General features: G+C 43.6%; 18 protein-coding genes. 8 read left to right on the forward strand and 10 right to left on the reverse strand.

All coding sequences use genetic code 11. The features are described from left to right. Positions 1 to 17: 17 nt before the first annotated feature. The 4 genes from proB to rplU all read right to left on the reverse strand — a co-directional run bounded on the left by proB (position 18) and on the right by rplU (position 2,932). Complete coding sequence (gene proB, locus BM232_RS05985; protein WP_091712338.1) at positions 18 to 1,148, reverse strand: glutamate 5-kinase; 1,131 nt, start codon at positions 1,146 to 1,148, stop codon at positions 18 to 20. Positions 1,149 to 1,154: 6 nt separating this feature from the next. Further along, positions 1,155 to 2,219, reverse strand: coding sequence for an Obg family GTPase CgtA (cgtA, locus tag BM232_RS05990; RefSeq protein ID WP_091712340.1), 1,065 nt, complete (start codon positions 2,217 to 2,219; stop codon positions 1,155 to 1,157). 120 nt (positions 2,220 to 2,339) lie between these two features. After that, positions 2,340 to 2,597: a 50S ribosomal protein L27 gene (gene rpmA / locus BM232_RS05995; protein WP_007144453.1), complete on the reverse strand. Its 258-nt coding sequence runs from the start codon at positions 2,595 to 2,597 to the stop codon at positions 2,340 to 2,342. Positions 2,598 to 2,620: 23 nt separating this feature from the next. Beyond that, positions 2,621 to 2,932 carry a 50S ribosomal protein L21 gene (rplU, locus tag BM232_RS06000; protein WP_007144452.1) on the reverse strand — a complete coding sequence of 104 codons (312 nt, stop codon included), beginning with the start codon at positions 2,930 to 2,932 and terminating at the stop codon, positions 2,621 to 2,623. 168 nt (positions 2,933 to 3,100) lie between these two features. Here rplU and ispB point away from each other — a divergent pair, with 168 nt between their 5' ends. The 8 genes from ispB (at position 3,101) to BM232_RS06040 (ending at position 9,882) form a co-directional block, all read left to right on the forward strand. Next, entirely contained in the window at positions 3,101 to 4,069 is a 969-nt protein-coding gene (ispB, locus tag BM232_RS06005) for an octaprenyl diphosphate synthase (protein WP_091712342.1), read from the forward strand. 92 nt (positions 4,070 to 4,161) lie between these two features. Beyond that, the gene (locus tag BM232_RS06010) at positions 4,162 to 5,247 is read left to right on the forward strand and encodes an HD domain-containing phosphohydrolase (protein ID WP_091712344.1); all 1,086 of its coding nucleotides are present in this window, start codon (positions 4,162 to 4,164) and stop codon (positions 5,245 to 5,247) included. Between the two features lie 51 nt (positions 5,248 to 5,298). Beyond that, positions 5,299 to 5,601, forward strand: coding sequence for a (2Fe-2S) ferredoxin domain-containing protein (locus BM232_RS06015; protein ID WP_091712346.1), 303 nt, complete (start codon positions 5,299 to 5,301; stop codon positions 5,599 to 5,601). Next, positions 5,598 to 6,443 carry a presqualene diphosphate synthase HpnD gene (gene hpnD / locus BM232_RS06020; RefSeq protein ID WP_091712348.1) on the forward strand — a complete coding sequence of 282 codons (846 nt, stop codon included), beginning with the start codon at positions 5,598 to 5,600 and terminating at the stop codon, positions 6,441 to 6,443. The genes BM232_RS06015 and hpnD overlap by 4 nt, the downstream gene beginning before the upstream one ends. Continuing rightward, positions 6,443 to 7,717, forward strand: a complete 1,275-nt coding sequence (hpnE, locus tag BM232_RS06025) for a hydroxysqualene dehydroxylase HpnE (RefSeq protein WP_091712351.1) — start codon at positions 6,443 to 6,445, stop codon at positions 7,715 to 7,717. The genes hpnD and hpnE overlap by 1 nt, the downstream gene beginning before the upstream one ends. A 57-nt stretch (positions 7,718 to 7,774) precedes the next feature. After that, a complete protein-coding gene (locus tag BM232_RS06030) occupies positions 7,775 to 8,131 on the forward strand; it encodes a hypothetical protein (protein WP_091712353.1) in 357 nt (118 codons plus the stop codon). 33 nt (positions 8,132 to 8,164) lie between these two features. Further along, positions 8,165 to 8,845 (forward strand): SDR family NAD(P)-dependent oxidoreductase, encoded by a 681-nt coding sequence (locus BM232_RS06035; RefSeq protein WP_091712408.1) that lies wholly within the window; start codon positions 8,165 to 8,167, stop codon positions 8,843 to 8,845. 119 nt (positions 8,846 to 8,964) lie between these two features. Then, a complete protein-coding gene (locus BM232_RS06040; protein WP_091712355.1) occupies positions 8,965 to 9,882 on the forward strand; it encodes a GGDEF domain-containing protein in 918 nt (305 codons plus the stop codon). 28 nt (positions 9,883 to 9,910) lie between these two features. Here the strand turns inward: BM232_RS06040 and rluB are convergent, their stop codons facing one another. From rluB to crcB, 6 genes are read right to left on the reverse strand one after another with little or no spacing between them, the layout of a single operon-like run. After that, positions 9,911 to 10,807, reverse strand: a complete 897-nt coding sequence (rluB, locus tag BM232_RS06045) for a 23S rRNA pseudouridine(2605) synthase RluB (protein ID WP_091712358.1) — start codon at positions 10,805 to 10,807, stop codon at positions 9,911 to 9,913. A 21-nt stretch (positions 10,808 to 10,828) separates the two neighbouring features. Next, on the reverse strand, positions 10,829 to 12,046 hold the full coding sequence (locus BM232_RS06050; RefSeq protein WP_091712361.1) for a tryptophan--tRNA ligase: 1,218 nt from the start codon (positions 12,044 to 12,046) through the stop codon (positions 10,829 to 10,831). A 31-nt stretch (positions 12,047 to 12,077) separates the two neighbouring features. After that, positions 12,078 to 12,755: a site-2 protease family protein gene (locus tag BM232_RS06055; RefSeq protein WP_091712364.1), complete on the reverse strand. Its 678-nt coding sequence runs from the start codon at positions 12,753 to 12,755 to the stop codon at positions 12,078 to 12,080. Continuing rightward, positions 12,748 to 14,019 carry a serine--tRNA ligase gene (serS, locus tag BM232_RS06060; RefSeq protein ID WP_091712366.1) on the reverse strand — a complete coding sequence of 424 codons (1,272 nt, stop codon included), beginning with the start codon at positions 14,017 to 14,019 and terminating at the stop codon, positions 12,748 to 12,750. The genes BM232_RS06055 and serS overlap by 8 nt, the downstream gene beginning before the upstream one ends. A gap of 4 nt (positions 14,020 to 14,023) precedes the next feature. Next, complete coding sequence (locus BM232_RS06065; RefSeq protein ID WP_091712368.1) at positions 14,024 to 14,326, reverse strand: DUF190 domain-containing protein; 303 nt, start codon at positions 14,324 to 14,326, stop codon at positions 14,024 to 14,026. Then, on the reverse strand, positions 14,323 to 14,697 hold the full coding sequence (gene crcB / locus BM232_RS06070; protein ID WP_091712410.1) for a fluoride efflux transporter CrcB: 375 nt from the start codon (positions 14,695 to 14,697) through the stop codon (positions 14,323 to 14,325). Before crcB ends, BM232_RS06065 begins: the two co-directional genes overlap by 4 nt. Positions 14,698 to 14,793: the final 96 nt, after the last annotated feature.

Below are 14,793 nucleotides of genomic sequence, written 5' to 3' on the forward strand. Positions count from 1 at the left end.
TTTGTTTTGGTATTTATTTAACTGGTTAATACCAGGTTATCGCGATGTATTAATTCGGGCTCGCCAACATAACCCAAGATAGATTCAATTTCACTGCTAGACTTACCTTTAATCAGATGCGCCTCGTCAGCATTATAGTTCGCTAAGCCCCTGGCGACTTCTTTACCATTTACGTCACGACAAATAACGAGTTCGCCACGGGTAAACTTGCCTTCCACATGCGTTACCCCAACAGGTAACAGACTCCGTCCCTGCTCTCTTAACACAGCCACAGCGCCATCATCCAGAACCAACTGCCCTTTAGCAATTAAGTGGCCTACCAGCCATTGTTGTCGGGCTGTAATCGGTTTATTGTCAGGCCACAGTAATGTGCCCACGCCATGGCCTGCAGCCAGATGACGCAGATTGTCAGGGTGTTTACCAGATAAGATAACAGTGTAGGCACCTGAACGTGCTGCACGACGCGCAGCTAATAATTTGGTGGTCATACCGCCACGGCCTAACTCACCTTTACTATCACCAGCCATTTGATCAAGTGCCGCATTACTGGCAGCTGATGCCGCAATCATACGAGCGTTAGGATTGCTTCTGGGATCGGAGTCAAATAAACCATCCTGATCCGTCAGAATAACCAGCACATCGGCTTCAACAAGATTGGCCGTCATCGCAGCTAAGGTATCGTTATCACCAAAGCGAATTTCTTCTGTAGCAATGGTATCGTTCTCATTCACCACCGGCAGAATATCTAATTCTAGTAGCGTTTGTAGCGCACTGCGTGCATTAAGATGACGGCCGCGGTCCGATAAATCAGAGTGAGTGAGTAGAATTTGTGCTGTGTGAATACCGTGCTTACCGCATTCTGTCGCATAAGCATTGACCAATTCCATCTGACCGACACTGGCAGCTGCTTGCAGACGATGAATTTCGTGTGGACGTCTTTTCCAACCCAACTTCTGCATGCCTGCAGCAACAGAGCCAGACGTGACTAATACGACTTCTTTTCCCTGACTTCGTAGCTCGGCAATTTCCGCACTCAACCAACGAATGCGATCCGCATCCAACCCCTCACCAATACGGGTTAATAAAGCACTGCCAATTTTGATAACCCAGCGCTTGGTATTCAATAATTGCTGATGTGGTTCTGTCACTGAGGTTTATTCCTGAGCATCATCCTGTGAACTGTCTGCATTTTCGTCTTTCTCACTGGCACGAACGGCTTCCAGATAATTCATGACTTCATTGACCAGAGCTTCACAGCCTTCACCGGTCTGACCACTAATGTAAAACACTTTACCCTGCCATTGAAGACGATCCAGTACTTCTTGGCATAAATCATCGCGAATATCTTCAGGTACCAGATCCATTTTATTCAGTACTAACCACTGATCCTGGCTTCCTAAAGCTTCGCTGTAGTTTTCCAGTTCACGATTAATAATCTGCACGCTTTCAACCGGATCCTGTTTCACATCAACTGGCGCCATATCGACGAGATGTAAAAGTAAACGTGTACGCGTTAAATGTTTCAGAAACTGAATGCCTAAACCCGCGCCTTCTGCCGCACCTTCAACTAATCCAGGAATATCGGCAATCACAAAACTGCGCACGTCTTTTAAGGTAACAACACCTAAATTTGGATAAAGCGTGGTGAAAGGATAGTTCGCGACTTTGGGTTGAGCAGCAGATACCTGACTGATAAAAGTGGATTTACCAGCGTTAGGTAACCCCAGCAGCCCGACATCGGCTAACAACTTCATTTCAAGTCGTAATGTGCGTTCTTCGCCGGGAGTACCATCACTGGTTTGACGCGGTGCGCGGTTAATACTGGATTTATAACGCGCATTGCCCAAACCATGCCAGCCGCCTTTTGCGACTAATAACTTATCCCCATCATTAGTCAGGTCGCCAATGAGTTCATCGGTATCATCATCCCAGGCTTCTGTACCAATCGGGACTTTGATGACTAGATCTTCTCCACGCGCACCACTACATAGACGACCACGACCATGTTCACCACGCTCAGCTTTAAAATTCCGCTGATAACGAAAATCAATCAGCGTATTGACTTGGGAGTCTGCCAGCAGATAAATATCGCCGCCATCGCCACCATCACCACCATCGGGGCCACCAAAAGGAATGAATTTTTCACGGCGAAAACTCAAACAGCCGTTACCACCGGCCCCGGCACTGATTTTAATTTTCGCTTCATCCACAAATTTCATTGTCGCTTCCCGACCTTAATCTCATGTTCTTTCTGGCTATAAAACTTATATGCCAGAAACAAAAAACCCCGCATCAGCGGGGCTTTGTGCTGTTTGCCCCATACGGGCTAGCAAATATTCTTAGTCAGCAACAACACTGACGAAAGTACGGTTTTGAGGACCTTTGGTCTCAAATAATACTTTACCTTCAGCTGTCGCAAATAAAGTATGGTCTTTACCAATACCTACGTTACGACCTGCATGGTAACGTGTACCACGCTGACGAACTAAAATGTTACCACCAGACACTAATTCACCACCGTAGCGTTTTACACCAAGGCGTTTAGACTCTGAATCACGTCCGTTACGAGTACTACCACCAGCTTTCTTGTGAGCCATTTCTTAAACCTCTTTTCCGATTCTTAGGCTGAGATGCCTGTGATTTCGATTTCAGTATATGCTTGACGATGACCCATCTGTTTTTGATGATGCTTACGGCGTTTGAATTTGACGATTTTCACTTTATCGCCACGGCCGTTAGCTGCCACTTTCGCAGTCACTTTAGCGCCGTCAAGGTAAGGTGCACCGACTTTGATGTCTTCACCTTCGCCAACTAACAGAACTTTATCAAGCTCAACCGTATCACCGGCTTCAGCAGTCAATTTTTCAATGCGGAGCTTTTCGCCCTCTTTCACTCGGTATTGTTTACCGCCAGTCGCGACAATAGCGTACATCGCTGTCTCCAAAGTATAATAGTGTTAATGCGGGTTACCCCACAAAAGACCGGCAATTGTATCTCCTTTCTTCAAGGAGATCAAATTCATATTGAAATATTTGCGCAGTATTCTCGCTCATGAGAAAGTACGCGTTTAAATCACACATTATAGGCAGATTACGGTTCCGTGGATATTCAATCCATCTATTCTTTAATTCAAGATGACATGAAAGCTGTAGACGAGTTGATCCAACAACGCTTACAGTCTGATGTTGCCCTCATTAACCAACTTGGCTTTTACATTATTAACAGCGGTGGTAAGCGGCTGCGCCCAGCGATAGCTATTCTGTCTGCACGCGCATGTGGCTATGAGGGGAGTCAGCATATCAACCTCGCCACCATTATTGAGTTCATTCATACCGCAACGTTATTACACGATGATGTGGTAGATAATTCTGATATGCGCCGGGGTCAGGAAACAGCTAATTCACTTTGGGGTAATGAAGCCAGCGTACTCGTGGGCGATTTCCTCTATACCCGCTCGTTTGAAATGATGGTCGAAATTGAGTCTATGCGCTTAATGCATATTCTTTCTCATACCACCAATATCATTGCTGAAGGCGAGGTACTGCAATTATTAAATTGTCATGATGCTGACACCACCGAAGAACGTTATCTTGAAGTCATACACCATAAAACAGCTAAACTGTTTGAAGCTGCGGGCCAGTTAGGTGCTGTCATTTCAGGCTCTGACAACGCTATTGAAACAGCTATGGCTAGCTATGCCATGCATTTGGGTAGTGCTTTTCAGCTGGTAGACGACTTACTGGATTACAGTCAATCCAGCGAAACTATTGGTAAAAACATCGGTGACGATCTTGCTGAAGGCAAACCCACATTGCCTTTGATCTATGCAATGCAGCACGGTAATGCTGAACAAGCGGCTATTATTCGTGAAGCCATCGAACAGGGCCAGCGAGATAGGATCAATGACATTATTGAGATCATTCAAAATACAGGCGCCATAGATTACACTGCCAAGGCAGCTGAAAAGGAAGTCATGCAAGCGAAACAAGCGCTGGATAGACTTGCTGAAAGTCCATATAAACAGGCTTTGTTATCGTTAGCTGATTTTGCTATTCAGCGAAATTATTAATGATTCGACTCACACTCTGAGGTCATCGAATGATGAAGCATCGCCAGGTTATATGGTTATAGCAGTCATGATATATGCAAAGGATGCGTAAAATGATTTCAGATAAGGACATTCTAAACGCCAGAATTCTCATTGTTGACGACCAGTTAATTAATATTAAATTACTGGAAAAAATGCTGAGACAGGCAGGGTTTACCTCTCTCTATTCCACAAATCTCGGCGCCGAAGTAAAACAGCGCTATTTTGAATACGAAATCGATCTCATCCTGCTAGACATCCGTATGCCGGATATGGATGGTTTTCAGGTAATGGAATCACTGCATACGGCGATACATAATGACTATCTTCCGATACTGGTAATTACCGCTGAACTCACTCAGGAAATACGAAAAAAATCACTCAGCTCCGGTGCAAAAGACTTTATAACCAAACCCTTTGACCAAACAGAAGTTATTCAGCGTATCAGAAATATGCTGGAAGTCCGCTTACTGCATAAGCAAGTAATGACACAAAATGTAACGCTAGAACAACAGGTCAAAATCCGCACTCAACAACTCGAGCAAAGCCGTCTTGAAATTATTAAACGTTTAGGTCGGGCAGCAGAATATAAAGATAATGAAACCGGCAATCACATTCTGAGAATGAGTCATTTTGCTGAAATGTTGGCATTAGCCGCCAGCCTTAATGAGAGTTTTGCTGCTGATATATTAACAGCAGCACCTATGCACGATATTGGAAAAATTGGTATTCCTGATCATATCTTGCTCAAACCAGGAAAATTAAATGCTGACGAATGGGAAGTGATGAAAACTCACGTCAAAATTGGCGCAGATTTATTAGCAGATACCGATGTTCCCTTACTCAAGCTGGCAAGTAATATAGCGCTTACTCATCATGAAAAATGGGACGGCTCTGGTTACCCAAATGGTTTGAAGGGCAAAGATATCCCGATTGAGGGTCGTATTTGTGCGGTATGTGATGTATTTGATGCTTTAACGTCTGAACGTCCATATAAAAAAGCTTGGCCAATCGATAAAGCTGTTGATTACCTGACTGAGCAAAAAGGACATCATTTTGATCCTGAATTAGTGGAGCATTTTTTATCTATCTTAGAAGAAGTACTTCATTACCGTGCACATCACCCTGACACCTTATCTCAAACACAAGATATAGCTTAATTTTGCTTAAATACTTTTTAGTTATTTCAAGGTTCGCTATCCTTAGTCACTATGTCTCAAATATATAAATATCATTTATTTTTCTGTACCCATCAGCGTGATGATGGCAGTGCAAATTGTGGTGAACATGGCTCACAGTCTCTGCGTGATTATGCGAAACAGCGTGTCAAAGAGCTAAAAATAAAAAAAGTCCGTGTCAATAATGCTGGCTGTCTCAGCCGTTGTAAGCTAGGGCCAATGTTAGTTATCTATCCTGAAGGCACCTGGTATCACTATGAAACAGAAGCAGATATTGATGAAATTATTGAGTCACATCTGTTAAACGATACTATTGTGGAACGTCTGGTCAAATGACACCCAATCAATACTGCCGTGACAAAGCAGCCAAAAGTGGTTCAAGTTTTTATTACAGCTTTATGTTCTTGCCGCCACAAAAGCGACAGGCCATCACAGCCTTGTATGCGTTTTGCCGTGAGGTGGATGATGCAGTGGATGAAATTGCTGATCCGCAAGTTGCCGCACAGACCTTAGCCTGGTGGCGCAGTGAAGTTGACAATATTTTTGACCAAGTAGCTACCCATCCGGTCGGTAAAGCCTTGGAAGAAGCACTTCAGCATTTTGAATTACATAAAGAATATTTTCTTGAGATCATTGATGGCATGGAAATGGATCTATTCCAGCATCGATATGAAGGTTTTAAGCATTTAGCTCTATATTGTCACCGTGTTGCCAGTGTGGTCGGATTGCTTGCTGCAGAGATTTTTGGTTATCAGAACCGCCAGACGCTGAAATATGCCGAAAAACTAGGTTTGGCTTTCCAGTTGACCAATATTATTCGTGACGTTCGTGAAGATGCAGAGCGTGGTCGCATCTATCTACCTGCAGAGGATATGGCGCGATTTAATGTCAGCGAACAAGATATTCTAGCACTGAAACAGACAACAGAATTAACGGCACTCCTCGCATTTGAAACCCAACGTGCACGTTCTTTTTATCAAGAAGCTAAAACATTATTACCGACGGAAGATCGTTATTCGCAACGTACAGGCTTAATTATGTCTGCTATCTATGAAGCGACATTAGACGAAATTGAAAAAGATAATTTTCAGGTAATGAAACAGCGTATTTCTCTGACGCCTTTGAAAAAACTCTGGTTAGCCTGGCGCACATCCAGAGCAGAAAAAAAACACCAATAATGACCACGTTGATTATTGGTGGTGGCTGGAGTGGACTTGCTGCTGCCGTACGATTGTTAGAGCAGGGAGAACCAGTTCATCTGGTTGAATCTGCCAAACAATTAGGCGGGCGAGCCCGAAATGTTGTCTGGAACGAACAAACCATAGATAACGGCCAGCATTTATTGATTGGCGCCTACCAACGTACCTTAAAATTGTTGCAGGACTTAGGGGCTGATGAATCCACATTATTTCAACGACTTCCATTAAATCTGACCATCCATCATCCACATTTTAATGATCTAAAACTCGCTGACACCCCGCTTTTACCCTGGCCTTTGTCACTGGCGATAAAGACATGGCAGCTCAATGGTTTTACGCTTTTTATTCAGATATCACGTCTGATATTTAAAGCACGTCCGCAAAAAAAATCAGACGATATCTCGGTGCAGGCATGGTTAAAACAACAGAAACAAAGTCCGAGATTAATTGAGCAGCTATGGGAGCCATTATGTCTTGCTACGTTGAATACGCCCATATCCGAAGCCTCAGCTAATCTTTTTGCTAATGTCTTGTTAGAGACTTTTCAACAACGTGATTATGCTGACTTTCTGATTCCAAAAGTGCCATTAGGCGATATCTTACCTGCCTATGCTGAACGGTATATTCAAGCACAGGGCGGCCAAATTTCCCTGCATACACGAATTAAGTCACTGCTTATCGAAGATAATAAAATAACCGCCGCAATGACCGATAAAGGTCAGACGATTGAAGCAGACAATATCATTATTGCTACCGGACCACACACTAGCCAACAACTGCTGGGAAACTACTGGTTAGGTGAGGAAACAAGCTCTTATCCTATTGTCACGGTGTATCTGCAATGCTCAGCTGACATCAAATTAATATCTCCCATAATAGGCCTCAGTGGCACAACAAGTCAGTGGGTATTTGATAGAGGAGATGGCTTGTTAGCCGTTGTTATTAGTGGACCTGGAACACATCTGAAGCTGACTAATGATCAGCTTATTGTTCATATTTTCGATGAGTTATTGGACACAAATATAGTCCAATCCCCAGAGTTTATTCGCGGTTACGTTATTCGGGAAAAACGAGCGACTTTCAAAAGTTGTGTCAATATCAGCTCACATCGTCCGGCGACCGCGTGCACAGTGAAGGGGCTCTATTTAGCTGGTGATATAATTAGTAACCCTTATCCTGCTACACTAGAAGGCGCAGTGATCAATGGTGAAAAAGCTGCCGAATTGATAATGAAAATCAACACGGTTAGCTAAGCGATTAATCACTTGCTATACTTTATGACTCAATATTTATAACAATAAGGGAATGCTATGCTGAAACAGTTTAAATTACTTTTAATCGCGTTATTTCTGGGTACATTCATCGTTGCTTGTAGTGATGACAACAGTGCTCAGACAGAGTCTAAAGATACATCTGCTGCACCTGCGGAAGTGTCTAGTGACGACACCACTGACACAACAGGTGCTGTTGAAGATGAAACAAGCACTATTGCAGGTATGACTGAAGAAGAAGCTATCGCTAAATGGGGTGAGCCAGATGTCACTCAAACGCATAAAATTGATGCTTTAACCGTTGACCATCTTGAATGGCATAAAAAAGACGGTATCACAGCGGTACAATTCCACAACGGTGTCGCACAATTTAGTCAATTTATCCCTGCAGAATAAATCTTGATGCAAACACATACTGAGGACAGCCAGTTGGCTGATCAAATTATTCTTATCACCGGTGCCGCTCAGGGCATCGGTGCCTCAGTAGCTAAAGCCTGCGCACAGGCAGGTGCTACAGTTATCTTACTCGATAAACAAGTTCCACAGCTTGAAGCTGTCTATGATGAAATCGTTGAACAAACGGGCATCATACCTGCTATCTATCCGCTCGATCTGAAAGGTGCGACAGTAGATAACTACAAGCAACTCGCCCAGACTATTTCAGATAACTTTGGCAAATTAAATGCCTTGATTCACTGTGCTGCCACACTCGGACAATTAGCACCTGTGATGAATCAGGATCCTAAAACATGGGCTGAAACCATACACATCAACCTGACAGCCACTTATTTACTCACCCAGGCCTGTCTCCCTTTATTAAAACAACAAACCAGCCATTTAATTTTCACGACTGATGCCCATAAACATACGGCTTATTGGGGTGCCTATGGGATTAGTAAGGCAGCAATAGAAGCATTTGCCGAACAATTAAAAGATGAACTGGAAGCAGAAGGTAAGGTTATTGTCAGTACAATTGATCCAGGTGAAGTCAGAACCGCACTATATGCTCGTGCTTATCCTGCCCGAAATCCCGAGCATCTGAATCTGCCAGATGATGTTGTACATCACTACATCGGCAAACTTAATATTGAAGCCAATTCTGCAGCCTAGATAATTAGAAACGTCAAAACCCTGACACTAAATATATAACATACTGATTTAAAACATATTTTCACATTTGGCACACTTATCGCAGGTTATATTCATAACTTGAATAAGGAAGTGCTCCGATGGAACACCCATTAATCTCAAATAAACATAAACTGAGCTTGGTTGAAGGCTCTAAACCAGCAATAGATAACACTCAGACAAAAACAGCTGAAGAAATACATCGTCAACTTCCTTATACACTGCAAACCAGCCTTATATTGGAAGACATGCTTCAACTATTTCAGCAGGAAATCAATGCTATCTTCCCTGAGTGCAGCTTTCATTATCAGAATCCCAGTATGAAAGTCGATATTAACTCGGCAGAAAAATCCCACCATCGCTGCCATTATAAGCTTGAAATGAATGGTGATTATCTGGGCGATCTCAGTTTTACGCAAAGCAAAAAGTTTTCTCAAACCGATATTATTTTTATAGAAGATTTACTCAGCCTACTGGTTTACCCTCTGCGCAATTGCCTGCTTTATAAAAAAGCACTGGCCTCTGCACTGCTGGATGACTTAACAAATCTGGGCAATCGCGCAGCTTATGAAAAAAGCTTGAACCGTGAAATTGACAGAGCAAAAAGACACAATACGCCTTTGTCACTCGTGCTTATTGACATTGATAACTTCAAAATTATTAATGATAACTTTGGCCATATGACAGGCGATAGAGCCCTTAAAATTTTGGCAGATATGATTAATCAGAATCTGCGTGGTAGTGATATGGCATTCCGATTTGGTGGTGAAGAGTTTGTTCTTTTATTAACCGATACCAGTATCCACGATGCTCACGTTGCCGCTGAGAGAGTACGTGAATCTGTTGCGCAAATATTATCTCATGACGGAAAAAACAGTTTCGGTTTTACCATCAGCTTAGGTGTTGCCCAACTTGATAAGAATGAGGAAGGCTATCATTTGTTTGAACGGGCTGATATGGCACTGTATGAAGCAAAACACATGGGTAAAAATATTACTGTCTGCGCCAAAAAACCCTAAGATTTAATCGACAACAGACAGTATAAAATTAATGGCCTCTGATACGAGGTCTTCTTTTTGGTGTGGGCTCATCCTGCTCCCGGCTTTGTTCTTTTTTATTAGTACTATATTCTTTTCTCGCCCGTGTTTTTTTAGGGCGTTCCTGCTTAGCAGGCTTATTACGTCCACCTGTAGCCGCGCTGACAGGCTTCATCCCAGCCTGTTCATATAGATAGTCCAAATCAGAGCCTTCCAGCTTTGTCCAGTGGCCCATACGCAGGTTATTGGGAATAATGATAGGTCCATAACGCACCCGCATCAGACGGCTCACCTGCACGCCCTGGCTTTCCCACAAACGACGGACTTCACGGTTACGACCTTCCTGAATAACCACGTGAAACCATTTATTGGCACCTTCACCACCTGATTCCTGGATATCAGCAAACTTCGCTTCACCATCTTCAAGCATGACACCGTCACGTAGAGCCTGCATCATTTCTGATGTCACTTCACCTAATACACGAACGGCATACTCACGATCCATTTCATGAGATGGATGCATTAAACGATTGGCCAGTTCACCATCGGTCGTCAGGATAATTAAGCCGCTGGTATTTAAATCGAGTCGACCCACGCTAACCCAGCGGCCCTGTTCTGGAATTGGCAGAGACTGAAAGATAGTACGACGACCTTCAGGGTCCTTACGCGTGCACACTTCACCAACAGGCTTATTATAGAGAATGACCTGCTTGGCAGGTTCCTGCCACAAACGTTTCGGAGAAAGCGGTTTATTATCGAGCTTTAAACGATCACCTTCACTAATCTGATCGCCCAAACTCGCCAACTCACCATTACGAGTGACACGTCCTTCTTTAATCCAGGTTTCCACCTGTCGACGAGAGCCATAACCAGCTCTTGCTAATACTTTTTGAATACGTTCAGCCATAAAAACGCGTCAGCAACCCTTTTATTTATAGTTTAAACCCATTGATGAACGGACTTCCGCCAAGGTTTCCTGCGCCACTTCACGGGCGGCAGCATTACCATCATCAATAATACGGCGGACATCTTCTGGGTGTTGGCTAAAATCCAACGCCCGTTCACGAATCGGTCTCAGTTCAGCACTAACAGCATCAATCAACGGACCTTTACAATCCAGACAACCAATACTGGCACTGCGACAACCTTCTTGTACCCACTGTTTCTGATCTTCTGAAGCATAAACCTCATGCAACTGCCATACAGGGCAGCGTTCAGGTTCACCAGGATCAGTACGTCGAACACGGTTTGTGTCCGTTGGCATACGTTTAATTTTCTCAGCAAGACTATCATCAGGCTCGCGCAGCGAAATCGTATTGCCATATGACTTGGACATTTTTTGACCATCCAAGCCTGGCATTTTAGATGCCGGTGTTAATAACGCTTTTGGCTCTGGCAAGATCACTTTACCTGCACCTTCCAGATAGCCGAATAAACGTTCCATATCTCCCAGTGCCAGATTTTGTTGATTTTTAAGCAACTCTCTCGCTGTCGCTAAAGCGTCGGCATCACCTTGTTCTTGATATGACTTACGCAAAGAATTGTAGAGCTTTGCGTTTTTCTTACCCATTTTTTTGATCGCGGCTTCGGCTTTTTCTTCAAAGTCCAGCTCACGACCGTAAATATGATTAAAGCGACGAGCGACTTCACGTGTTAACTCCACATGAGCCACCTGATCTTCACCAACAGGTACCTGACCGGCACGATAAATCAAAATATCGGCACTTTGTAATAGGGGATAACCTAAAAAACCATAAGTCGATAAATCTTTTTCTTTTAGTTTTTCTTGTTGATCTTTATATGTAGGCACACGCTCTAACCATGAAAGCGGTGTAATCATCGACAACAGTAAATGTAATTCAGCATGCTCAGGTATTTTAGATTGTAAAAACAGCGATGCCGTCGAAGGTTCGATACCAGCAGCTAGCCAGTCAATCACCATCTCCCAAACACTGCCTTCAATGACACTGCTATCTTCATAGTGTGTCGTCAGCGCATGCCAGTCTGCTACAAAGAAAAAACAGTCAAATTCGTGCTGTAATTTAATCCAGTTTTTTAGAACGCCATGGTAATGACCTAAATGCAATTGTCCTGTTGGACGCATGCCTGAAACAATACGACGGGACTGTATAGCAACCGTATCCAAAATGTTCTCCTGATAAGCCTTAATTAGCTAACTATAAAATACTGAATATTTGCGCTGGTAAATGAAAGACAGACACCAGCAAACCTAGCATAGCACTGACCAACGGCCATAGAATCAAATTTAAAATGCCGAAATAAAGCAGTGCCAGCAAGATAAAGAAACCATAAGGTTCAATCCTGCTGAACTTATACGCCATCGGTCCCGGTAACCAGCTTGATAACACTCGACTGCCGTCCAGAGGTGGAATGGGCAGTAAGTTAAGCATCATTAACATCGTATTAATCAAGACACCAGCAACGCCCATAAACATCATCGGCTGACCAAGCGTAATATCAGCATGAATAAGCATTAATCCCAGCTTGGCAACTATGGCCCAGATAATCGCCATAATAAAATTGGCAGCGGGACCGGCAGCAGCTACCCAAGCCATATCGCGTTTGGGCTGATGCAGATTCTGATAGCTCACCGGTACCGGTTTTGCCCAGCCAAATACAAAGCCACCGAGCAATAACAACAATCCAGGAACAAGCAACGTGCCGATAGGATCGATATGTTTAAATGGGTTAAGGGTGAGTCGACCCAGCATTTGTGCTGTTCTGTCACCTAACTTTAATGCAACCCAGCCATGCGCGACTTCATGCACGGTAATCGCAAACAATACAGGTATCGCCCAGATAATAATTTTCTGGACCAGACTAAACTCAAACACGAAGCATGTCCTGTCCGCCCATATAAGCCCGCAATGCCTCAGGAATCACTACTGAGCCATCCGCTTGTTGGTGATTTTCCATTAACGCTAACAGCGTGCGTCCAACCGCCAGACCTGAACCATTAAGCGTATGCACTAACTCTGGTTTTCCTGTGGCAGGATTACGCCAGCGAGCCTGTAAACGACGTGCCTGAAAATCACCAAAATTACTGCAAGATGAAATTTCTCTATAGGTTTGTTGGCTTGGTAACCAAACTTCAAGATCATAGGTTTTTGTAGAAGAAAAACCTAAATCCCCCGTACACAGATTTACCTTACGATAAGGCAGCTCAAGCATCTGCAATACTTTCTCAGCATGTGCAGTTAGTTCTTCATGCGCTGCAGCAGAGTCTTCCGGGCGGACGATTTGTACAAGTTCTACCTTTTCAAACTGATGCTGACGAATAAGCCCGCGAACATCACGGCCATAAGATCCGGCTTCACTTCGAAAACAAGGTGTATGTGCCACAAACTTCAGCGGTAACGACGCATCTTCAGTAATGGTATCGCGAACAATATTAGTCACTGGTACTTCAGCTGTCGGTATCAGATAAAACTCGCCATCATTCACTTTAAACAGATCTTCTTCAAATTTAGGTAACTGCCCAGTCCCTTTTAAAGAATCTGCATTGACCAGATAAGGCACATACGTTTCAGTATAACCATGCTGTTCACTGTGTAAGTCGAGCATAAACTGTGTAAGCGCACGTTGTAACTTGGCTAAAGGGCCTGACAAGGTTACAAAACGGGCAGCACTGATTTTTGCAGCTGTATCAAAGTCCATGCCTAATGCGGCACCCAGATCGACATGATCTTTTACTTCAAAATCAAATTGACGCGGCTCACCCCAACGTAAAACTTCCTGATTTTCGCTCTCATCCTTACCCGCTGGCACATCAGCTTGAGCAATATTAGGAATACCCATCGCGATCTGTTCTAATTGCGTCAACACATCATTCAAGCGAGATTCAGCCGCTTTATGGCGGTCACCCAAATCCTCGATTTCTTTTAATAATGGTGCAATATCTTCACCAGCCGCTTTGGCTTTACCAATATTTTTCGAACGACTGTTTCTTTCTGTTTGTAATTCCTGAGCGTCCAATTGTGCTTGTTTTCGTTCTTCTTCAAGCTTAGCCAACAGCGCGACGTCTAAATCAAAACCTCGGCGGGCTAATTGCTCAGCGACCTGAGCAGTCTCATTTCTTAATAACTTCGGATCTAACATTCTTTTATTTTCCAGATTGTGCAGTCCAGCTCACTATATGATCCGGTTTAACCATACTTTCCAGCTGTGTAATAATTTCTTCCACTTTTTGTGGAATATCAAAAAACTCAATCACTAAGGGGAGTTCGGGTGATAAATCCAATAATGACGCCTTATGTAATTCATGTTCAGCACCAAAACCAGCAATGCCACGAAACACGGTAAAGCCTTTAATATCTAATGTTTCAAGTAACTTTATAACGCGATTACTGTGATCGCGGCCTTCAGCAAGATAAACACGAACCATAGTCACTTCAAGCCGACTCATAACTGTCTCCCCAGGCTTAGTCCCACCCATGTAGCTGTCAGACAGAGTAAAACGCTAATAATTACATTTAACATGGCTCTACTGACATCTCCTGCTTCCAGCAAAGCAATAGTTTCCATGGAAAACGTCGAAAACGTGGTAAACGCGCCAAGCAAGCCAATTAAAATGGCAGAGCGCCATTCAGCCATCCCCAGCTCTCTCTCAATAAAGATGATAAAAAGAAATCCCATCAGTAAAGAACCGAGCACATTAACAGCCAATGTGCCGTAGGGAAAGTCTCGCCCTAAAACACGATAGACTCCGTTGGAAACCAAAAACCTGAGTACGGCACCCACTGCACCGCCAGCGGCAATAGCAATTATCTGATGCACGAACAATATTCCCTGCCAAAAAACAGGTAGTTTACCGTATTCTGGCGCAATGCTCGCAACTGATTGTTTAATGAGGAAAATAACATTCAATCACGC

This window comes from Methylophaga sulfidovorans, from assembly GCF_900114205.1.
In the GTDB taxonomy this organism is placed as follows: Bacteria; Pseudomonadota; Gammaproteobacteria; order Nitrosococcales; family Methylophagaceae; genus Methylophaga; species Methylophaga sulfidovorans.